Below are 20,697 nucleotides of genomic sequence, written 5' to 3'. Positions count from 1 at the left end.
AAAACGACAGCACAGGTTTCTTTGCTCCGGGACAGGTTTCATTTGCAAAGAACCAGCAGGTGGTGCGCGCGGCGGCGCGCGGGATGGAAAGCGCTGACAGTTAGGTCATAATATGGCATTCCATGCCTGTGTCCGGCTCCCGGCCTGCCGCAGGCCAAATACCCGTTTCCAGAGTGCCGCCCATGCAAGACCTCAAAATCGACCGCAATGCCAAGACGTTGCGCGAACTGACGCTCGACAAACTGCGCGGTGCGATCGTGCAGGGCTATTTCCGGCCCGGCGCGCGGCTCGTCGAACGCACGCTGTGCGATGAGCTCGGCGTGAGCCGCACGGTGGTGCGCGAGGTGCTGCGGCACCTGGAGACCGAAGGGCTGGTCGAGACCGTGTCGCGACAAGGGCCGGTGGTTGCGAGGCTCGATCCGGAGCAGGTGGGCGAGATCTACGAGCTGCGCGGCCTGCTCGAAGCCAATGCCGCGCGCGCATGCGCCGAGAGCGCGACACCCGAAGTCGTGCGGCAGCTGCGCGAGGTCCGCGCGGTGATCGAGGATGCGTTCGAGAAACAGGAACTGCCGCGTGTGCTCGAGTACACCGAGCGCTTCTATGAGACGCTGTTCGAAGCGGCCGGCAAGCAGGTGTCGCTGACGGTCGTCAAGACGCTCAACGCGCGCATCAACCGGTTGCGCGCATTGACCATCGCGATGCCGGGCCGCGGCGGCGACTCGAACACCGAGATGAACCGCCTGCTCGACGCGATCGAGCGGCGCGACGGCGATGCGGCTTCGGCAGCGTCGGCCGCGCACATCAAGCGCGTTTCCGAGCTGGCGCTGTCGGCGCTCGCGCGGCAGCAGGACGAGGCAGTCAGCGACACCTGACGGAATCCCGGGCGCGGGATCGAGACGCGCGCGTGAACAGCAAAGGCCGCCGGCACCCTCCCGGCGGCCTTTTGTTTTGTCTGTCGATTCGACGGGTGGGACTCATGGTATTCCATAATACGATGTTCATTGTTGTAGTCCATAAGATGGCATACCATAATCTCATCGAGTAACGCAGGGACCACGGGAGCACGCCATGACTGAGTCGATGACCGGATCAATCGCGCAACAGGCATTCGACATGCTCGGATTCCGCCGCGCGCAGGTGGGCGCGATTCTCGAACATCGCGACGGGCTCGTGCTCGTCGATACGCCGCAAGGCGTGCGCTTGCCGACCGGCATCCGGCTCGGACCGGCGAGCGACGCGGCGAGCCTGCGCGGCGTGCTCGCGAAGCTCGGCCTCAACGCGCATCTCGACTGCCTGTTTGCCGTATTCGAATCGGCCGGCGGGCGCGGCCCGGGCGTCCATATCTATTACCGCGGCCGCGTGATCCCCACCGGTTCGCCGTGGTTCGACAGCAGCATTCGCATCGTGCCGCTCTGGCAGGTTCCGTGGGACGAGATCACCGATACCGCGGTGCGCTCGATGCTCGAACGCTACGTGCATGAACGCCGGCAGGACGCGTACGGCATCTATGTCGGCGACACGGAAGCCGGCACGGTCCAGCCGCTGGCCCTCGCGCACTGACGGCATCGGCCGGCAGCGGCGCGCCGCAGTGATGAAACACAAGATCGAGAAGCCGGCGCGACTGATGCCGCCGGCCGGAGTACGCGTATTCGAATGGCTGCCGTCCCGGCGGCCGCGAGCCGCAACCGTTTCCCCCTGGAGAGAGACCATGAGCAGCAGAAGCATCCCGCGTGTCGCAGCATCCCGCCTTGCCTGTATCGCACCGTTGGTCGTACTGTGCGCCGCGCCCGCACTGGCCGCGGACCCGATCGTGTTCACGAGCTGGGGCGGCACGACCCAGTCGTCGCAACAAAAGGACTGGGCGCAGCCGTTCACGCAGGCGAGCGGCATCAACGTGCTGATGGACGGGCCGACCGACTACGGCAAGCTCAAGGCGATGGTCGACAGCGGCAACGTGAGCTGGGACGTGGTCGACGTGGAGGGCGACTTCGCGTATGCGGCGGAGAAGGCCGGCCTGATCGAGCCGATCGACTATTCGGTGGTGAAGAAGGCCGAGCTCGACCCGCGCTTCGCGACGCCTTCCGCGGTCGGCAGCTTCTATTACTCGTTCGTGCTCGGCTACAACAAGGCGAAGTACACGGGCGCGCAGCCGCAAAACTGGGCGGACCTGTTCGATACCAAGCGTTTCCCGGGCAAGCGCACGTTCTACAAGTGGTCGGCGCCGGGCGTGCTCGAAATCGCGCTGCTCGCCGACGGCGTCGCGCCCAACAAGCTGTATCCGCTCGATCTCGACCGCGCGTTCAGGAAGCTCGACTCGATCAAGGGCGACATCGTCTGGTGGAGCGGCGGCGCGCAGTCGCAGCAGCTGCTTGCATCCGGCGAGGCGCCGGTCGGCATGTTCTGGAACGGCCGCCTGCATGCGCTCGCGCAGACCGGCGTGCCGGTCGGCATGTCGTGGAACCAGAACCTGACCGCCGCCGACATGCTCGTGATCCCGAAGGGCGCGAAGCATCGCGACGCGGCGATGAAGTTCCTGGCCGCCGCGACGAGCGCGCAGGCCCAGGCGAAATTCGCGGCCGATACGGGCTATGCGCCGATCAACGTGAAGTCGGCCGCGCTGATGGCGCCGGCCATCGCCAAGACGCTGCCCGACCAGTACAAGACCTCGCAGATCAATCTCGACATGAAGTACTGGGCCGAGAACCGCGACGCGATCGCGAAGCGCTGGTACGCGTGGCAGTCGAAGTAAGCCCGCGGAACGACGTACGGACCTGAACGCCGTTCAGGAGGCCGAACCGGATCGAACCGGCCCGGTCGAGCAACGAACCTGCATGGGGCCGGCGGTAACGGGCACTGAAGTGCCGACGCTGGCCGACAAAGGAGACACCATGCCAAACGTATTGAGTACCGTCACGCATCCGCCGGCGCCGGCCGCGCGCAAGCGGCGCGACTGGCGCAGCATCAGGCTGGTGACGCCCGCGATGCTGCTGCTCGTGATTTTCTTCCTGCTGCCGGTGCTGTCGCTGCTGTTGCGCAGCGTGCTCGAGCCGACGCCCGGCCTGCACAACTACGCGCAACTGCTCGGCTCGACGACGTATGTGCGCGTGTTCGGCAATACGTTCCTCGTGGCCACGGTCGTGACGCTCGTCACGCTCATCGTGGGCTTCCCGATGGCATGGCTGCTCGCTATCGCGCCGCGCAAGCTCAGTTCGGTGCTGTTCGCGATCCTGCTGCTGTCGATGTGGACCAACCTGCTCGCACGGACGTTCGCGTGGATGGTGCTGCTGCAGGGGACCGGGCCGATCAACCGCGCGCTGATGGCGATCGGCGTGATCCATGAGCCGCTCGCGCTCGTGAACAACCTGACCGGCGTGACGATCGGCATGACCTACATCATGCTGCCGTTCCTCGTGATGCCGCTGCATGCCACGCTGCGCGGCATCGACCCGTCGACGCTGCGCGCCGCCGCGGTGTGCGGCGCGAGCCGCTGGCAGGCGTTCTGGCGCATCCTCGTGCCGCTCGCGATGCCGGGCGTCGCCTCCGGCGCGCTGATGGTGTTCGTGATGGCGCTCGGCTACTTCGTCACGCCCGCGCTGCTGGGCGGCCCGTCCTACATGATGCTCGCGGAACTGATCGCGCAGCTCGTGCAGTCACTGCTGAACTGGGGCCTCGCCGGCGCCGCGGCATTCGTGCTGCTCGCCGTGACGCTCGCACTCTATGCGTTGCAGCTGCGCTTCACCAACAGCGCGCGCGCCACCACGGGAGGTCGCTGAGATGAAACAACCCCCACGCTCACTACGTTCGCTGTCGACCGGAGTTTGCGCTTCAGCGCTTGCTCCGGTCCCATGCAAAGCTCCCCCCGAGGGGGCGTCAGCCGTCCACGGCCGTCTTTGCAAAGCCGGCCGGCTGCGCGGGCGCGGAGCGATGCTCCGCGAATTCCCCGCTACGCCCCTTTGGGCGGCCCGGCGGGAGGACTGACATGTTGCTCGATTTCGATCGCCTGGGCGCGCTGCGCTGGATCCTCGTGGCCGTGGGCGCGGCCGTTGCGCTGTTCCTTTTGTTGCCGATCTTCTTCATCGTCGCGCTGTCGTTCGGCGATTCGCAGTGGCTCATCTTTCCGCCGCCGGGCTGGACGCTGGAGTGGTACCGGCAGCTGTTCACCGATGCGGGCTGGATCGACTCGCTGCTGACCAGCGCGAAGCTGGCGGTGATCGTCACGGCGCTTTCCGTCGCGATCGGGTTTCTCGCGTCGCTGGCGCTCGTGCGCGGCAAGTTTCGCGGCCGCGAGGCCGTGCGGGGCTTCTTCCTCACGCCGATGGTGCTGCCCGTCGTCGTGCTCGCCGTCGCGCTCTATGCGTTCTTCCTGCGCATCGGCCTGAACGGCACGATGACCGGCTTCGTGATCGGCCACCTGATCATCGCGCTGCCGTTCTCGATCATCTCGATCAGCAATTCGCTCGTGAGCTTCGACACGGCGCTGGAAGACGCCGCGCTGATCTGCGGGGCGTCGCCGCTCACGGTGAAGCTGCGGGTCACGCTTCCCGCGATCCGGCTCGGCCTGTTTGCCGCCGCGATCTTCGCGTTCCTCGCATCGTGGGACGAAGTCGTGGTGTCGATCTTCATGTCGAGCCCGACGCTGCAAACGCTGCCCGTGCGGATCTGGGCGACGTTGCGGCAGGACCTGACACCCGTCGTCGCGGCCGCGTCGTCGCTGCTCGTCGCGCTGACGACCGTATTGATGCTGGCGAGCGCCATCGTGCGCCGCGCACGTGCCAACTGAGGTAACACGCTATGACTGCATTCCTGCAAATCCAGCGCCTGCGCAAGACCTACGACGATGTCGTCGCGATCGACCAGGTGTCGCTCGACGTCCGCAAGGGCGAATTCATGACCTTCCTCGGACCGTCGGGTTCGGGCAAGAGCACCACGCTCTATATCGTCGCGGGCTTTCAGGAGCCGACCGACGGCCGCGTGCTGCTCGACGGCAAGCCGCTGCTGTCCGTCGCGCCGAACCAGCGCAACATCGGGATGGTGTTTCAGCGCTATACGCTGTTCCCGCATCTCACCGTGGGCGAGAACGTCGCGTTTCCGCTGCGGGTGCGCCGCCGGCCGGAAGCCGAAATCCGCGCGAAAGTGGAGCAGATGCTGAAACTCGTGCATCTGTCCGAGTGCCGCGACCGGATGCCCGCGCAGCTCTCCGGCGGGCAACAGCAGCGCGTCGCCATCGCGCGTGCGCTCGCGTACGATCCGCCCGTGCTGCTGATGGACGAGCCGCTCTCCGCGCTCGACAAGAAGCTGCGCGAGGAAATCCAGCTGGAACTGCGCCGCATTCACCAGGAAACGGGCGTGACGATCCTGTATGTCACGCACGACCAGGAGGAGGCGCTGCGCCTGTCCGATCGCATCGCCGTGTTCAACCAGGGCCGCATCGAGCAGGTCGGCACCGGCGAGGAGCTCTATGCGAACCCGGCGTCACGCTTCGTCGCGAGCTTCATCGGCAATTCGAATTTCCTGCCGGTCAAGGTGACGAAGCACGGCGACGGCCGCATCGGCGGCGTGTTCCCCAACGGCCTCGAGATGGCGTCCGACATGTTCCATCCGACGCTCGCCGCGGGCGACGAAGGTGCGCTGATGATCCGCCCGGAACAGATGCGCATCTGCTCGCTGCAACGCGCCAGCGGTTCGAATGATTCAAGCGGCACGGCAGGCCTGCCGGTGACCGTGCGCGACGTCACCTATCTCGGCGATGCGATGCACTACGCGGTGGCGACGCCGTGGCAGCAGGAAATCTCGATCCGCATGCCGGCCGCTCACCGGCACGACAACGGCATCGTGATCGGTGCGCAGGCGCTCGTCGACTGGGACGCGCGCGACGTGCGCCTGTTCGCGCAAGCCTGACGGCGGCAGCCATGCGTCCCGCCCTGCCGTCCCTGAAAGTCCAGCGGCCCACCGCCACGCTGCGCGAGCTCGCGCTCGAGAAAATGCGCGCCGCGATCCTCGACGCGCATTTCCAGCCGGGCGAGCGGCTGGTCGAGCGCGCGTTATGCGAGATCCTGGGCGTGAGCCGAAGCGTCGTGCGCGAGGTCCTGCGGCATCTGGAAACGGAAGGGCTGGTCGCGTCGATCCCGAACCAGGGGCCGATCGTCGCGATCCTCGACTTCGACACGGCGGCCGAGATCTACGAAATACGCGCGTTGCTGGAGGGCGAGGCGGCGATGGCCTGTGCGCAGCATGCCGACGAGCCGCTCGTGGCCGATCTGGCCGCGTGTATCGACCGGATCCAGCAAGCGTTCGACGCACAGGATCATGCGACGGTGAAGGCGCTCACGTCGGCATTCTATGAGCGCATGTTCATTGCCGGGAAAAAGCACGTCGCGTGGGAGATCGTGCAGACGCTGATCGCGCGGATCAATCGATTGCGTGCGCTGACGATCGCTTCCGACGATCGCGGCCACCAGGCGGTCGAGGAAATGCGCGAGATTCTCGCGGGCATCGCGACGGGAAATGGCGCGGCGGCGCGCGAGGCTGCCATCGCGCACGTGCACCGGGTAGCCGAGATCGCGCGCAAGCTGCTGGCCCATGGTCACGAAAGTTCGTCGTGGCGTCAGGCGGGGTAGTGCGTTCTACTTCGCGGCGGCGTGCCTGTCGACACGAATTTGCACTGCGAAATGAGAAGCGGGATCGCGAAGAGCGGGAAGTGTTGCCCGCGCAGCGTCGCTGCCCACCGTCTTTTGAAATTTTCGGTATCAGCGGCCCGGATTTTCCCGGGGCCGCCTGATGCATTTTTATCCCGGAAGGAACGAACGTGGAATTGAAAACGCTGTTGAAGGATCCGGCGCTTTTGCGTCATCAAGCTTATATCGACGGGCAATGGTGCGAGGCCGACTCGGGCGAGCAACTGGAGGTGTTCGACCCGGCGACGGGCGCAACGCTGGGCAGCGCTCCGCTGATGGGCGCGGCGGAGACGTCGCGCGCGATCGACGCCGCGAATGCGGCATGGCCGGCGTGGCGTGCCAGGACGGCGAAGGAGCGCGCGCGCATCCTGCGCCGCTGGTACGAACTCATGCTCGAGCACGCCGACGATCTCGCGCTGATTCTCACGGCCGAGCAGGGCAAGCCGCTTGCCGAGGCGAAGGGCGAAATCGTCTACGGGGCCTCGTTCATCGAATGGTTCGCCGAAGAGGGCAAGCGCGTGGCCGGCGACACGCTCGCGACACCCGCATCGGACAAACGGCTCGTGGTCGTCAAGGAGCCCGTGGGCGTGTGCGCGGCGATCACGCCGTGGAATTTCCCGAACGCGATGATCACGCGCAAGGTCGGGCCGGCGCTCGCAGCCGGCTGCCCGATCGTCGTGAAGCCGGCCGAGGCGACGCCGTTCTCGGCGCTCGCGCTGGCGGTGCTTGCCGAGCGCGCGGGGGTGCCGAACGGCGTGCTCAACATCGTCACCGGCGACCCGAAGGCGATCGGCGGCGCGATGACGGGTAGCCCGATCGTGCGCAAGCTGTCGTTTACCGGATCGACCGGCGTGGGGCGGCTGCTGATGGCGCAAAGCGCGCCCACCGTGAAGAAGGTGACGCTCGAGCTCGGCGGGAACGCGCCGTTCATCGTGTTCGACGATGCCGATCTCGATGCCGCCGTCGAAGGTGCGATCGCTTCGAAGTACCGCAACAACGGCCAGACGTGCGTGTGCACCAATCGCTTCTACGTGCATGACCGCGTGTACGACGCGTTCGCCGCGAAGCTGGTGGCCGCGGTGCAGGGCCTGAAGGTGGGACACGGCACCGAAGGCGGCGTGACGCTCGGGCCGCTGATCAACGATGCGGCCGTCGGCAAGGTCGAAGCGCATATCGCGGACGCCCTCGACAAAGGCGCGACGCTCGCCACGGGTGGCAAGCGGCATGCGCTCGGGCACGGTTTCTTCGAGCCTACGGTGCTCGTGAATGTCACCGCGCAGATGGACGTGGCGAGAGAGGAAACGTTCGGGCCGCTCGCGCCGCTGTTCCGCTTCTCGAGCGACGACGAGGTGGTGAAGCTCGCCAACGACACCGAGTTCGGGCTCGCCGCGTACTTCTACAGCCGCGACATCGGGCGTGTCTGGCGGGTGGCCGAGCAGCTCGAATACGGGATGGTCGGCATCAACACGGGCCTCATTTCGAACGAGGTCGCGCCGTTCGGCGGCGTGAAGCAGTCGGGGCTCGGCCGCGAAGGGTCGCATTACGGCATCGACGATTACCTCGTCGTCAAGTACCTGTGCATGGCGGTTTGATCGCCGGTTCGCGTGACCGGGAGGGGAACCATGCGGCTCGGCGCGTTCATCATGCGGTGTTGCCCGCCTCGCAACAGGGCGACGGGGATCGGGCCGGCGCCGGGACTCGGCCGGCTCGACGCGCGCCGGCCGGGCAAATCCGGCTTGCCGGGCTCAAGTGCCTCAAGGCAGATCGGTGAACCGATCGCTGCCTTCCTGTTGCAAGGGAGGCGCCGTGTAACCCGGCACCGCCGCTGAAAATTGCTTCTGCAATCCGTTGTCGGTCGCCCCCAGCCCCTTCAATTGCAGTTGCACCATGATCCGCGTGCCGGACGTGGTACTGGTGGAACTCGTCGCGTACAGGTACTTTTCGCCGGCCACGCCGAGGCTCCAGCACGACGCGTCGTACTGGATGCCGACCAGCCCGGTTCGCAGGCGGCGCGCGTGCAGATCGTAGTCGAGACGGGCGACCGCCGACAGATGCTGCGTCAGCGGCCACTGCGCGGCCAGCACCGCCTGGCTGACCGGCTCGACGTCTTCGCTCGCATACGAATAATCGACCGCGCGGTTGTAGCGATACGACATGTTCAGGACCCGCTGCTCGCCGGGCGACCAGCCGAAGCCGATCGATGCACGCCGCAGATAATCGTTGATCTCGTCGTACTGCGCGGCCTGCTCGGCGTTGAAGCCGGCGCCGAGCTTGTATGAGGCGCCGGCCACGAGCCCCGTGCGCGAGAACGTCGACGTCGAATCGCTCGACGTCAGCGTGACCTTGGGCGCTTTGAAGTCGTACTGCTGGGCGAGGACGAAACGGGCACGCTCGTCGCCCGTGGCCGGCTCGATCAGGCGCGACGTGAGCGCCGCGGTGATCCGGTTCGCATCGGCAATGCGGTCGTGCCCGACGAACGTATTGTCGGAGAACAGCTCCCCGATCCCGAAGTCCGTCACGGCCGTATCGAACAGCGGTGCATGGTACTGGTTGCGATACGGCGTATAGACGTAAAAGAGGCGCGGTTCGAGCGTCTGCAGATAGGTGTGCCCGAACAGGCTCACGCCGCGCTCGAAGCGCAGCCCGGTATCGACGGTCAAGGTCGGCACGTTCACGTCGAACCGCTTCGGCTGGCCGCTCGGCGCGTCGCTGCCGATCGACGTGAGGTCGTAGCTCGCGAAATGCCATTTCAGTTTCGGCGTGAAGAACCAGCCGGGGCGCTCGACCGAGTATGCGACATACGGATCGAACACGAAGCGATTGCCCTGTGTCGTGCCGGAGACGGTCGACCGGAAGCGTGTCGCATCGGCCTCCATGCCGAAGTCGAAACCGCCGGCGTTGTACCGCGCGTAGCGTACGTTCAATTGCGGCTCGCTGGAATAGATCGTCGTGCTGTCGAACGATTGCCAGTGCTGGACCCTGAACAGAACGGACCACGGCGCGTGCGAATAGGTCAGACCGGCTTCCTGGCGGTACAGCGTCGACGACGCGGCCGTGCCGGACGATGCCAGTGTCGACGCCGCCGACGCATCCGACACGCGGTCGCCGTACAGATGGAATCCGAATCCGTTGCCGATGTTCCAGTCGTGCCTGAAGTGCAGCGAATAGCGATTCGTGCGGGTCAGCCGGTCATCGGGCAGGTATGCGATCGCCAGTTCGCCGCTGTAGGTGGGCGATAGATAACGATAGTCGGCGCCGAGCATCGTGCCGCGTCGCTGCATGGTGCGCGGCGTCAGCGTCAGGTCGTAGTTCGGCGCCAGATTCACGTAGATCGGCTGGGTGACCTCGACGCCGTCGGTCGAATCGTACGAGACCGTCGGCGGCAGGAGCCCGGTGCGTCGCGCGCTCGACAGGGGAAACGACAGCCATGGGCTCGCGAAGACCGGCACCCCCTGGAAGAACAGCACGCCGTTGCGCGCGACGCCGGTATCGTCGCCGCTGTCGATGTCGAAGCGCGACGCCTTCAGGTACCAGTCCGGCCGATCGCCGCACGCACAGGTCGTGTAGGTGCCATGCTCGACGGACGTGCGTTCGGCGTCGACGACATCGATGCGCGCCGCGCTGCCGCGGCCGCCGTTCAACGTGAAGCGATATGTCGGTGCGACGATGTAGCCCTGGTTCGCGTCGATGCGGAAATGGGCTTCCGGTCCGAAGAAGAGGCGCCCGCTGTCCGCGAGCACGACGTCGCCGTATGCGTCGGCGACGTCGGTGTCGAACGCGTAGTGAATCGCATTGCCCTTGACGACCGAATGATCGCGGCGCAACTCGGCATGGCCCTTGAGGGCGACGTCGGTGTCGGCGGTGGTGCTTGCCGCGTCGCCGAGCGCGATCGTCGCGGGGCGTTGCCCGGTCGAAGCGGGATGATCGGCAAGTGTGGCAGCGGAGCGCAGGGTCCAGTCGGGCCCTGCGTCCGTTTGCGCGTGCACGATGCACCACGGCAGGTGGAGCAGCAGCCATACGAGCGGTTTCACTCGCGGGCGGCCCGGCAGAGAACGTGAATTCAAGAGAAACGATCCGGCGAGAAAGCGTATGCGACGACGTGGCGGATGACGTCCGTGTCGGGCGGCGTCACTGGAAGGTCGCGCCGGGCGGCGGCGCCAGAATGGACGCGATGCCGGCGGCCTTGCAGAGCGCCTCGAGCATGGCCGGCACTTGTCCGCCCGGAACGGAAAAGCCGAGGGCGGGCCCGCCTTGCAGATGAAAGCGGACGAACACGTGCGGCGTGTCGTCGATCCGGCCGATTTCCCAGCCGGTCGTCGGCAGCGCGAAACGCGCGTCGTCGTTCCCGTTCGCGAGCCGCGCCGAGTGCTCGATTGCATTCGGCAGCGCGACCAGCAACGCATTGAACGTCGAGCGATGCAGCGAGAGCGTCGAATGCGCGCCGTGCACCAGCAGGAATTCGCCGTCCTCCGACATTTCCATCGCGCGGACCGAGCACATCCTGAGCGTCGCGAATTCAGCCATGGGGCGCCTCTCCCGGCCACGCGACGCATGCGGCCGGCATCGCCAGGCGCCGCGCAGGCGTGGCAATCCGCGCGATGCTGCCGGTTTGCTGCAGCAGCACGAATGCCGCCGGCGACGAACTGCTTTTGAGCACCACCGCAAGGATGCTCGCTGAAAGATACCGAGTCATGATCGACCTCGTCTCGCATGTCTGAAAGGGGGGAAGCTGCCTTCGCGTGTCGCGAAGGCGTGACCGTTCCGTTGTCCGATTCGGCATGACGTGGGGAACGGGACGGCCGGCCGCCGCGCCGAAGCGCGGCGTATGCGTCAACCGGTCAGAAGCTGTGCCGCAGGCCGACCGTGACGATCGCCTGGTGATTCGAACTCGATGCGCTCAGCCCGTCGATCGATGCGGTGATGCCGCTGTCGCCCGCGCCGTGCACGTGCTGATACACGCCCCGCAGATACACATCGGTGCGCTTCGACAGCGCGTAGTCGGCCGTCAGGCCGGCCTGGTTCCACTTCGGCCGCACGCCGTCGATCTGGCCGTCGGTATAGGTATAGGCCCCCGTCACGCTGAACGCGGGCGTGAAGTTGTAGCGCGCCTGCACCTCGTAGTTGTTGAAGCGTGCGCCGCCGCTGCTGAACGACAGGCCGTCCGACGTGCCCGAGGCGGAGGCGCCGATGCCGATCAGGCCGCTCAGGCGCGTCTGCGTGAAGAGCGCGCCGACGGTCGCCGCGCCGAACGAGTAGTTCGCGCCCAGCCCCCAGGTTCGTTGTCCGCTGGCCGTAAACGTCGTGTCGTCGGACACCGCGCCGCTCGTATTGGTGGTCGAGCCGGGGCGGCCGAGATTCAGGTATCCCGCACCGACGTTGAGGCCGCCGTAGTGATAGGACGCACCGAAGCTGTATGCGCGATTGTTCGAGAAGCCGGTGGAATTCGAGAAGCCGTACAGGCCGCTGAACGTCAGACCGCCGTAGTCCACACTCTGATACTTGACCGCGTTGTTGACGCGGAACGAATCCTGGACGTTGTCGTTGTCGTACGGATGAGAAATCCCCGACATTTCCAGTGCACCAAGCGTATCGACGATGGAGTCGTATTGACGGCCGAGCGTCAGCGTGCCGAACCGGTCGCTCGACAGGCCGACGAACGCCTGGCGGCCGAACAGGCGGCTGTTCTGGCCGAGCTTGCCGTTCATCACGTCGAAGCCGTTTTCGAGCGTGAAGATCGCCTTCAGGCCACCGCCGAGATCTTCGCTGCCCTTCAGGCCGAACCGGCTGCCGCTCAGCACGCCGCTCGTGGCCGCCACGCTGCTTTTTCCTCCCGCGTTGCTGGTGTAGGTCACGCCCGCATCGATGATCCCGTACAGCGTCACCGAACTTTGTGCATACGTGTTTGCGGCGCACAGGCCGAAAACGCCGGCGGCAAGAAGTGATTTTTTCATTTAATTCTCCGAAGCAATGAAAAGCGGATAAACAGGTTCCGTCCTCGCGATGCCTGTTTCGCCGTGAGACCGGCATCGGCGATCCCGGTCGAAGCGCATTAGATCGCAACGGGCAATTCAGTAGATTTACGCGGTCGTGCATAGATGTTTCCGCACGTTACGGCGGCAATCGGCCGTCGGCTCGACCGCGGCGCACCGCCACACCGGCCACCGCCGTATCCGGCATGCCGCGCAACGTGCGGCGCACGCCGGTGCGGTGCCGGCATCGCACCGCGCGGGTCTTCCCGCGGGAAACATGCGGAAATCGAAGGAAACGTCCGCGTGATCGCGGTGTAACCGAAGCGGGAAGGTCGACTCCTACACTTGGCCGCTCGACTTTCATCGATCATCCGCATGTTCAATCAAGCACTGAAGAGATTTGCCGCACTGGGTGTGCTGCTCTCCGGCGGAATCGCGTCCGGCTATGCGCATGGCGCGCAGCCGGCGACGATTCGCGATATCCGCCTCAACGGGCTCAAGCGCATCGAAGCGCGCACGATCGGCTCGTACCTGCCGGTCAGGATCGGCGACACGTTCACGGAAGAACAGGGGGCGGCCCTCATTCGCACGTTGTATGCGACGGGCTTCTTCAGCGACGTCAAGGTGTCGATCGGCGACGGCGTGCTCGTGATCGACGTGGTCGAGCGGCCGACGATCGCCGAGGTCGATTTCGACGGCACGCGGGAATTCGACAAGGACAACCTGAACAAGGCGATGAAGTCCGTCGGGCTGGCGCCGGGCATGCCCTGCGACCGTGCGCTGCTTCAGCGGGCCGAGCAGGAGCTGAAGCGCCAGTACCTGACGCGCGGGTACTACGCGGCCGAGGTGAAGACCACGGTCACGCCGCTCGATGCGTACCGCGTAGCGTTGCTGTTCTCGGTCGCGGAAGGCCCGAGCGCCAAGATCCGCCAGGTCAGCTTCATCGGCAACAAGGCGTTCTCCACGAACACGCTGCTCGGGGAAATGCAGCTGTCGACGCCGACGTGGTCGAGCTGGTACACGAAGAACGACCTGTACTCGAAGGAGAAACTGACGGGCGACCTCGAAAACGTCCGCGCGTACTACCTGAACCGCGGCTATCTGGAGTTCACCATCGATTCGACGCAAGTCTCGATTTCGCCGGACCGGAAGGACATGTACCTGACGCTCTCCGTTCACGAGGGCGAACCGTACACCGTATCGGCGATCCGGCTGTCCGGCGATCTCCTCGGCCGCGACGCGGAACTGCGCAGGCTGGTGACCGTGAGGGCGGGCGAGCGCTTCTCGGCCGAAAGGTTGCAGCAGGCGACGAAGGCGATCGTCGACAAGCTCGGCGAGTACGGCTATGCGTTTGCGAAAGTGAACGCGCAGCCCGATATCGACCAGGCGACGCACCGGGTCGGGCTGACGCTCGCGGTGGATCCGGGCAAGCGTGTCTACGTGCGCCACGTAAACATCGTCGGCAACTCGCGCACGCGCGACGAAGTGATCCGCCGCGAGATGCGCCAGTTCGAGGACGCATGGTTCGACTCGAACCGGATCACGCTGTCGAAGGACCGGGTCAACCGGCTCGGTTACTTCACCGATGTCGACGTGTCGACCGCACCGGTCGAAGGGACGCCGGATCAGGTCGACCTGCAAGTGAAGGTCGCCGAAAAACCGACCGGATCGATTACGCTCGGCGGCGGCCTGTCGTCGTCGGACAAGGTCGTGCTGACCGCCGGCGTGACGCAGGACAACGTATTCGGTTCGGGCACGAGCCTCGGGGTGACGGTGAATACCGCGAAGAGCTACCGCACGCTGACGGTCACGCAGACCGACCCGTATTTCACGATCGACGGCATCCAGCGGATCACGAGCGTCTATTACCGGACGACGTTTCCGCTCTATTACTCGTCGTCGAGCGACACCAGCTTCCGGATCGTTACCGCCGGCGCGAACCTGAAGTTCGGGATTCCGTTCTCCGAGACGGACAGGGTCTATTTCGGCACGGGGATCGAGCAGCACCGGCTGACGACGGATTCGAGCACGCCGCAGAGCTATCTCGACTACGTCAATTCGTTCGGCAACGTGTCGACCACCGTGCCGGTATCGGTCAGCTGGTCACACGATGCGCGCGACAGTGCGCTGACGCCGAGCCGCGGCTATTACATGCAGGCGTCGTCCGAATACGGGACGCCGGCGACGAAGACGCAATACTACAAGGCCGACGTCAATGCCCAGTATTACTATTCGTTCGCGCGCGGCTACGTGCTCGGTTTCAACGTGCAGGGCGGCTACGGCGCCGGCCTGGGCGGCAAGCCGTACCCGATCTTCGAGAACTACTATGCGGGCGGGATCGGCTCCGTGCGCGGCTACGAGACGAGTTCGCTCGGCCCGCGCGACACGAAGACCGGCGACCCGATCGGCGGATCGAAGCTCGTCGTGGGCAACATCGAGCTGTCGATTCCGCTGCCGGGATCGGGTTACGACCGCACGTTGCGCGTGTTCACGTTCGTCGACGGCGGCAACGTCTGGGGCAACGAAGGCAGCAGCACGGGCGCGAACGGACTGCGATATTCGTATGGCGCGGGGCTGTCGTGGATCTCGCCGATCGGACCGCTGAAGTTGAGTCTCGGTTTTCCGATCGTGCGCCACAGCGACGACAAGTATCAGAAGTTCCAGTTTCAGATCGGCACGTCGTTCTGACCCGGGCCGGGACGACGCCCGCCGGATCGGACGGGCGCCGTCAGGGTGTCCGGCGCGGGGATCGGTAAACCGGTATCAGGTATCGGGAGGCGGCCGCTACAGCGGAGGTCAATTCCTGAACCGCAACGACGCCGGGTGCGGCACGAAAATGTAGCCCTTGCCGCGCATGGTCTGAATGTAGCGATGGCTGTCCGTCGCCTGCTCGATCAGCGCGCGCAGCCGGAACACCAGCACGTCGAGCCCGCGTTCCGACTGGTCGAGCTCGGTCTTGCCGAGCAGCGACAGCATGTTCGTCCTGGACAGCGCACGCATCGGATGCAGGACGAATACCTTGAGCAGCGCGAATTCGCTCTCGCGCAGGCCGAGATCGCGGCCGGCCCGGTAGACGCGCCGGGCGAGAAAATCCACTTCGATATCGCCGAACCGGTAGCACTCCCGTATTTCGGGGGTTGCCTGCGGGCTCGCGTTGAAGCGTCGCAGCACGCTGCGAATCCGCGCGGCCAGCTCGGTCGGGTTGATCGGGTCGACCAGGTAATCGTCCGCACCGAACTCGAGCGCGAGGACCTTGTCCGCGATGTCCGGCGAACGGCTGAGCACGATCACCGGCATGTCGTGGCCGGCCTGGCGCAAGCGGCCGATCGTCCCGTGGGCGTCGCTGACCGGTTGGCCGGCACGCAGTACGATGGCGGACGGTATCTCTTTCTCCATCCGGTCCAGCAGCAACGATGGATCGTACAGGACGGACATCTCGATCTGGTACTTGTGAAAACAGGCACGAAGCATGTCGCGCACGATCTGGTCGGGTTCGACGACGAGGATATGGGTAGTCATGGCGAATCGACGGTATGGATGGTCGAAAGGAGGGCGCGGCGTATTGCGACGGATGGCGGGATGCGTCGCGATGCCGAATGCGTGGCAGCTTAGAAAGCAATTGGGGAATGAGAATGGGTAAATTGAGGAGAAATTGTGGAAATCGCGCGGGGGGCGCCACGCGCCGATCCAATTTGGGGACAATCCCGGCACGACGCGCGTCAGGCGCGCTAAATCGCTTATGAAACTTGGCATCGCATCGAAACTGTTCCTCGCCATCCTCGTGCCGTGCGCCGTTGCGGCAGTCGCGATGGGCGTGGCGCAGCGGATCAGCTTCGAGAACAACTTTCGCGACTACGTGACGAGCCGCAACGCGACACGGAGCGACCAGCTCGCGCAACGTCTCGAACGGACGTACGCGGCGCATCGGAACTGGACGTTCGTGACCGACGGCCCACGTGCGTGGGCCGGGTTCATCGATGCGATCGACGGCGGTCCGTTCGATGTGCCGCCCGGTCCGCCGGGCCCGCCGAAGATGATGGACGCGCCGGCCGCCGGGCCCGGGGAATTTTCCCCGCCGCCTGAGCGGCGTGCGTTGCCGGATCCCGTGGCGCCCGACTTTCGCAGGGGGCCGCCGGCGATCCTGTACGACGCCGACCGCCGGCGCATCGCGGGCATGGGGCCGCCACCGCCGCCCGGTGCGCCGCTGCGCCCGCTGAAGGTCGATGGCAAGACGGTCGGCTGGTTGTTTGCCGACGACCGTGGGGGGCCGTTCCATGCCGCGGATCTGCAATTCCGGGCGGAGCAGCTCCGGATGACCTGGATCATCGTCGGCGCGGCGGCCTTGCTGGCGGCGCTGCTCGCGGTCGTGCTCACCCGCGCGTTCCTGGCGCCCGTGCGGCGCATGGTCGACGCGGGCCACCTGCTCGCGAGCGGCGACTACACGGTGCGGATTCCCGAACTGGGCGGCGACGAGTTCGGCCAGCTTGCCGGCGATTTCAACCAGCTTGCCGCATCGCTCGAATCGTCCGCGCGGGCACGGCGCGATTTCATCGCCGACATTTCGCACGAACTGCGCACGCCGCTCGCGATCCTGCGCGGCGAGCTCGAGGCGCTCGAAGACGGTGTCCGTCCGCCGAGCGCGGCGACGTTCGCGTCGCTACAGGCGGAAATTTCGATGCTGAACCAGTTGATCAGCGATCTCCACGAATTGTCGCTCGCCGACATCGGCGCGTTGACGTTCGAGCGCCTGCCCGTCGATCTCGCGCACCTTGCCGAGGGGGCGACCGAGGCGTTCCGCGAGCGGCTCGCGTCGAAGCGGCTCGATCTCGAGCTGGAGATTCCGGCGGAGCCGGTGCAGATCTCCGGCGATCCGTACCGTCTCACGCAATTGATGCAGAACCTGCTCGAAAACGCGCTGCGCTACACCGATCCGGGGGGCAAGGTACGCATAGCGGTCGAACCCGGCGACGGCTGGCTGAATGTCGACGTGCAGGACTCGTTCCCTGCAGTCCCCGAGCCGCTGCTCCCGCATCTGTTCGACCGCTTGTTCCGCGTCGACGCATCGCGCAGCCGGCAGAGCGGCGGCTCGGGGCTCGGGCTTGCGCTGTGCAAGCACATCGTCGACGCGCATGGCGGTACGATCGCCGCCATGCGCTCGCCGTACGGCGGGCTGTGGATTCGCATGCGCTTTCCTCTTGCCGGTTTGCACCATGAACACTGACGCGACACCCGCCCATATCCTCATCGTCGAAGACGAGCCGAAACTGTCGGCGCTGCTCGCCGACTACCTGAAGGCGGAGGGCTACGAGACCCGCATCCTTGCGGACGGGCGCGAGGTGGTGCCCCACGTGCAGCGGCACGAGCCGTTGCTCGTGCTGCTCGACCTGATGCTGCCGGGCCGCGGCGGGCTCGACGTCTGCCGGGAGCTGCGCACGTTTTCGGCGGTGCCGATCGTCATGCTGACCGCGCGCGTCGACGAGATCGACCGCCTGCTCGGCCTCGAACTGGGCGCCGACGATTACGTGTGCAAGCCGTTCAGTCCGCGCGAGGTCGTCGCGCGGGTCAAGGCGATCCTGCGGCGAGTCGACGGCACGATCCGCCCGGCGCGGGCCGGCGAACCCTCCGCGTTCGTCGTCGATCCGGACCATCACATCGCCCGGCTCGACGGCAGGGACCTGAACCTGACGCCGGTCGAGCTGCGACTGCTGTCGCTGTTGCGATCGACGCCGGGGCGGATCTATCCGCGCGACCAGTTGCTGCGCCGGCTGTATGACGACCACCGGGTCGTGACCGACCGGACCGTCGACAGTCACGTGAAGAACCTGCGGCGCAAGCTGCAGGCCGTGCGTCCCGATCACGACTTCATACGCTCGATCTACGGCGTCGGATACCGGTTCGAGCTCGAAGGCGACGGGAGCTGATCTCCACGATGTCCGACCGACGGATCGCTCGCGCTGCGAGCGATCCGGGTTCGATCGCGCCCGGCCGGCCGAAGCGCTTGCCGGCTTCGTTGCGGCGAGGTCATGCGCGGAAGTCCGGGGTAATCCGCCGTAACCATTCCCGTGCGTGCTTTTGGGAGCATACGCCGTGTCGTATTTGCTTCCGGGAGGACAAACATCTTGAAAAAGCAGGCAACGATTCTTCTCGTCGCGGTGACCATGTCAAGCATGCCGCTTGCCACGTTCGCGCAACAAGGCATGGACAGCGATCGCCCCGACGCAGTCTCCGGCCATCCACAGCATGACAATCCGGGCCGACCGGACGCACCGCCGCCCGCAGACCGTGCAGGCCGTCCCAACGGGCCGCCGCCAGGTGCGCATGCCGATCGTCCCGATGGACCGCCCCATCGCGTGGCCGGTCCGGTTCCGCACAGCGACTGGCATCGCGGCGGCCGCGTGCCGAATGACTACCGTGGACAGAAGTACGTGCTCGACGACTGGCAGGCACATGATCTTCAGCCGCCACCCGCGGGTTACCAGTGGCTGCAGGTCAATGGCGACTTCGTGCTGGCGACGATCGCGACCGGTGTGATCGCAGGCGTCCTGCTTGGCCCGCATCACTGAACGACAACGGAGACAGCCATGAGAAAAACGCTTGCAATCGTCGGTCTGAGTGCACTGATGCTGATGCTCGGCGGGTGCTGCTGGTGGCCGTACTGTTTCGGCCCCGGCGGCCCCGGCGGCCCCGGCGGTCCGGGTGGATACGGCGGCGGGGGAGGCGGTCCCGGCGGCGGCCCGCAGGGCGCGATTGCCGTGCCGCGGTCATCGAGACTGGCCTGACGCCGTGGCGGTGCTGGTCGTGCCGCAGGGAGAGCCGGAGCGGGCGGTGGCCCGCCGGCCGGCGTGATTCGATTTCGGTCCGTGGCACATTACGGCGTCGGACAAGGCGCTCCCGTGCGCCGGAACGTCGCCGCCATGAGATAGCCGTAGCAGTCCGCATTCTCGACCGCGCGATCCGGGTCGTACGGCGTCAACGAAACGTGCTCGGACCACCGGATGCAGTTGCCCATGGGCTTGCCGGGCGTCCAGAAGCAATCGTGGGCGTACGCGTGATCGAGCGTCTTCGCGGCGAGATGGGAGAATTCATGCGCGAGCGTGAGGTAGCGATTGTCGAGCCCGTCCTCTTCCGCTAGCTTGTAGCGCTCGTCCAGATAGACGAACAACTGGCCCGCCTGCATCGGGTCGACGTTCGTGAAGACATACGCGTAGTAGTCGGGTTGCCCTCGCTTGGACCACGTGCAGCTCCAGCTGATCTTGCGCGAGATGACCTGCCGCATGCGGTCGATGACGCGCCGAACGCCGTTCAGCGTCGTCTCGTCGGCGCGGCCGAACAGGAATGCGATCCGCGCGGACATCGTGCTGTCCGGTGCGGCGAGCAATTGCGCCATGCGATCGAGATCGTCAGGAAGGCGACCGAATGCCGCGTCGGTGGCATCCAGCACCTCCTGTTGCAGTGATCCCTCGGAAACCTTCCTGGTCACGTCAGTCAGGTAAGACAGTCTCATTTCGTGCTCCTTGTATCGTTGATCGGCATCGCGTCGGGTTCGGACGCCGGGCGAGGCCAGCCGGCGCGTCACTTCACCCGTACGATAGGTGCGGGAGCGGAAGGTCGAAATGGGCCACACGTCATGCTCGAGGGCCCGTGAACGCGTCCCGTGCGCATCGGCCCAACCGGTTCGACTCGGGAGACGGTTACTCAGTCCACGCGCGTGCAGCGCCGGTGTTACACGTCAGAATCATTTTCCGTTGATTTTTGGGCGCGTTTGCCGATGTCCAGCAAATGCCGGTGGCGATCGCGCGCGTCCCATGCGACGCCGCGCCAAATCGCATCACATCGTCCATCGCGATGCCCCCCGTGGGCTCCGTCCCATTGCGCTATCACGCACGCCGTATCGACGCTGTAACGTTTTTGGCGCGATTTTCCCGTGCCCGGCGCATTCCATGGCCGGAGGCTGTCCCGGCGGCGTGGTTGCGAGACTGGCACGTTGTTAGCTTCACGGGTTGTGGTGGAAACGATAGCCGCGCGCGCGTTCGTGATCGTCCGACGAATCGACG

The 20,697-nt window shown here is 65.8% G+C and carries 17 protein-coding genes and 1 pseudogene; 12 read left to right on the top strand and 6 right to left on the bottom strand.

Features of this window, described 5'->3' with window-relative positions; translation table 11 throughout:
- Window positions 1–182 precede the first annotated feature (182 nt).
- The 8 genes and pseudogenes from DIE22_RS31700 to DIE22_RS31660 all read left to right on the top strand — a co-directional run bounded on the left by DIE22_RS31700 (window position 183) and on the right by DIE22_RS31660 (window position 8,266).
- Window positions 183–872 (top strand): GntR family transcriptional regulator, encoded by a 690-nt coding sequence (locus DIE22_RS31700; RefSeq protein ID WP_185640735.1) that lies wholly within the window; start codon window positions 183–185, stop codon window positions 870–872.
- Between the two features lie 256 nt (window positions 873–1,128).
- A pseudogene (locus tag DIE22_RS31690) lies at window positions 1,129–1,560 on the top strand (flavin reductase); the annotation flags it as partial.
- A 148-nt stretch (window positions 1,561–1,708) separates the two neighbouring features.
- Window positions 1,709–2,749 carry an ABC transporter substrate-binding protein gene (locus DIE22_RS31685; RefSeq protein WP_124501555.1) on the top strand — a complete coding sequence of 347 codons (1,041 nt, stop codon included), beginning with the start codon at window positions 1,709–1,711 and terminating at the stop codon, window positions 2,747–2,749.
- Window positions 2,750–2,888: 139 nt separating this feature from the next.
- The gene (locus tag DIE22_RS31680; RefSeq protein ID WP_124501556.1) at window positions 2,889–3,773 is read left to right on the top strand and encodes an ABC transporter permease; all 885 of its coding nucleotides are present in this window, start codon (window positions 2,889–2,891) and stop codon (window positions 3,771–3,773) included.
- 206 nt (window positions 3,774–3,979) lie between these two features.
- Complete coding sequence (locus DIE22_RS31675; protein WP_124501557.1) at window positions 3,980–4,780, top strand: ABC transporter permease; 801 nt, start codon at window positions 3,980–3,982, stop codon at window positions 4,778–4,780.
- Window positions 4,781–4,791: 11 nt separating this feature from the next.
- On the top strand, window positions 4,792–5,898 hold the full coding sequence (locus tag DIE22_RS31670; protein ID WP_124501558.1) for an ABC transporter ATP-binding protein: 1,107 nt from the start codon (window positions 4,792–4,794) through the stop codon (window positions 5,896–5,898).
- Window positions 5,899–5,909: 11 nt separating this feature from the next.
- Window positions 5,910–6,617: a GntR family transcriptional regulator gene (locus tag DIE22_RS31665; RefSeq protein WP_124606895.1), complete on the top strand. Its 708-nt coding sequence runs from the start codon at window positions 5,910–5,912 to the stop codon at window positions 6,615–6,617.
- A 188-nt stretch (window positions 6,618–6,805) separates the two neighbouring features.
- Entirely contained in the window at window positions 6,806–8,266 is a 1,461-nt protein-coding gene (locus DIE22_RS31660; protein WP_124606894.1) for an NAD-dependent succinate-semialdehyde dehydrogenase, read from the top strand.
- Window positions 8,267–8,428: 162 nt separating this feature from the next.
- Here DIE22_RS31660 and DIE22_RS31655 read toward each other — a convergent pair whose 3' ends face one another.
- The 4 genes from DIE22_RS31655 to DIE22_RS31650 form a co-directional block, all read right to left on the bottom strand.
- Window positions 8,429–10,738: an LPS-assembly protein LptD gene (locus DIE22_RS31655; protein WP_260426810.1), complete on the bottom strand. Its 2,310-nt coding sequence runs from the start codon at window positions 10,736–10,738 to the stop codon at window positions 8,429–8,431.
- A gap of 64 nt (window positions 10,739–10,802) precedes the next feature.
- A complete protein-coding gene (locus DIE22_RS39025) occupies window positions 10,803–11,198 on the bottom strand; it encodes a hypothetical protein (protein WP_260426809.1) in 396 nt (131 codons plus the stop codon).
- A complete protein-coding gene (locus tag DIE22_RS38370) occupies window positions 11,191–11,367 on the bottom strand; it encodes a hypothetical protein (protein WP_185640734.1) in 177 nt (58 codons plus the stop codon). Before DIE22_RS38370 ends, DIE22_RS39025 begins: the two co-directional genes overlap by 8 nt.
- Window positions 11,368–11,512: 145 nt before the next feature.
- Complete coding sequence (locus DIE22_RS31650; RefSeq protein ID WP_124501562.1) at window positions 11,513–12,625, bottom strand: porin; 1,113 nt, start codon at window positions 12,623–12,625, stop codon at window positions 11,513–11,515.
- Between the two features lie 393 nt (window positions 12,626–13,018).
- Between DIE22_RS31650 and bamA the strand changes: the two genes are divergently transcribed.
- The gene (gene bamA, locus DIE22_RS31645; protein WP_124606892.1) at window positions 13,019–15,331 is read left to right on the top strand and encodes an outer membrane protein assembly factor BamA; all 2,313 of its coding nucleotides are present in this window, start codon (window positions 13,019–13,021) and stop codon (window positions 15,329–15,331) included.
- 108 nt (window positions 15,332–15,439) lie between these two features.
- On the opposite strand, the gene DIE22_RS31640 is transcribed toward bamA, so the two are convergent.
- Window positions 15,440–16,162, bottom strand: coding sequence for a winged helix-turn-helix domain-containing protein (locus tag DIE22_RS31640; protein ID WP_124501564.1), 723 nt, complete (start codon window positions 16,160–16,162; stop codon window positions 15,440–15,442).
- A 220-nt stretch (window positions 16,163–16,382) separates the two neighbouring features.
- On the opposite strand from DIE22_RS31640, the gene DIE22_RS31635 reads away from it, so the two are divergent.
- The 3 genes from DIE22_RS31635 (at window position 16,383) to DIE22_RS31625 (ending at window position 19,206) form a co-directional block, all read left to right on the top strand.
- Entirely contained in the window at window positions 16,383–17,864 is a 1,482-nt protein-coding gene (locus tag DIE22_RS31635) for an ATP-binding protein (RefSeq protein ID WP_124606891.1), read from the top strand.
- Window positions 17,854–18,564 (top strand): response regulator, encoded by a 711-nt coding sequence (locus DIE22_RS31630; protein WP_124606890.1) that lies wholly within the window; start codon window positions 17,854–17,856, stop codon window positions 18,562–18,564. The genes DIE22_RS31635 and DIE22_RS31630 overlap by 11 nt, the downstream gene beginning before the upstream one ends.
- 198 nt (window positions 18,565–18,762) lie before the next feature.
- Window positions 18,763–19,206 carry an RcnB family protein gene (locus tag DIE22_RS31625; protein WP_260426808.1) on the top strand — a complete coding sequence of 148 codons (444 nt, stop codon included), beginning with the start codon at window positions 18,763–18,765 and terminating at the stop codon, window positions 19,204–19,206.
- A gap of 305 nt (window positions 19,207–19,511) precedes the next feature.
- Here the strand turns inward: DIE22_RS31625 and DIE22_RS31615 are convergent, their stop codons facing one another.
- A complete protein-coding gene (locus tag DIE22_RS31615) occupies window positions 19,512–20,267 on the bottom strand; it encodes a M35 family metallo-endopeptidase (RefSeq protein WP_124606888.1) in 756 nt (251 codons plus the stop codon).
- Window positions 20,268–20,697 lie beyond the last annotated feature (430 nt).

The sequence above is a fragment of the Burkholderia sp. Bp9142 genome (assembly GCF_003853415.1).
Classification (GTDB): domain Bacteria; phylum Pseudomonadota; class Gammaproteobacteria; order Burkholderiales; family Burkholderiaceae; genus Burkholderia.
This window is presented reverse-complemented; position numbering and strand designations above follow the sequence as displayed.

Excerpts from the sequence above, each read along its gene's own strand:
- DIE22_RS31650 (WP_124501562.1), bottom strand. The coding sequence starts at position 12,625 with ATGAAAAAATCACTTCTTGCCGCCGGCGTTTTCGGCCTGTGCGCCGCA.
- DIE22_RS31640 (WP_124501564.1), bottom strand. The coding sequence starts at position 16,162 with ATGACTACCCATATCCTCGTCGTCGAACCCGACCAGATCGTGCGCGAC.
- DIE22_RS31680 (WP_124501556.1), top strand. The coding sequence starts at position 2,889 with ATGCCAAACGTATTGAGTACCGTCACGCATCCGCCGGCGCCGGCCGCG.
- DIE22_RS38370 (WP_185640734.1), bottom strand. The coding sequence starts at position 11,367 with ATGACTCGGTATCTTTCAGCGAGCATCCTTGCGGTGGTGCTCAAAAGC.
- DIE22_RS39025 (WP_260426809.1), bottom strand. The coding sequence starts at position 11,198 with ATGGCTGAATTCGCGACGCTCAGGATGTGCTCGGTCCGCGCGATGGAA.
- DIE22_RS31635 (WP_124606891.1), top strand. The coding sequence starts at position 16,383 with ATGAAACTTGGCATCGCATCGAAACTGTTCCTCGCCATCCTCGTGCCG.
- DIE22_RS31675 (WP_124501557.1), top strand. The coding sequence starts at position 3,980 with ATGTTGCTCGATTTCGATCGCCTGGGCGCGCTGCGCTGGATCCTCGTG.
- bamA (WP_124606892.1), top strand. The coding sequence starts at position 13,019 with ATGTTCAATCAAGCACTGAAGAGATTTGCCGCACTGGGTGTGCTGCTC.
- DIE22_RS31665 (WP_124606895.1), top strand. The coding sequence starts at position 5,910 with ATGCGTCCCGCCCTGCCGTCCCTGAAAGTCCAGCGGCCCACCGCCACG.
- DIE22_RS31685 (WP_124501555.1), top strand. The coding sequence starts at position 1,709 with ATGAGCAGCAGAAGCATCCCGCGTGTCGCAGCATCCCGCCTTGCCTGT.
- DIE22_RS31670 (WP_124501558.1), top strand. The coding sequence starts at position 4,792 with ATGACTGCATTCCTGCAAATCCAGCGCCTGCGCAAGACCTACGACGAT.
- DIE22_RS31700 (WP_185640735.1), top strand. The coding sequence starts at position 183 with ATGCAAGACCTCAAAATCGACCGCAATGCCAAGACGTTGCGCGAACTG.
- DIE22_RS31630 (WP_124606890.1), top strand. The coding sequence starts at position 17,854 with ATGAACACTGACGCGACACCCGCCCATATCCTCATCGTCGAAGACGAG.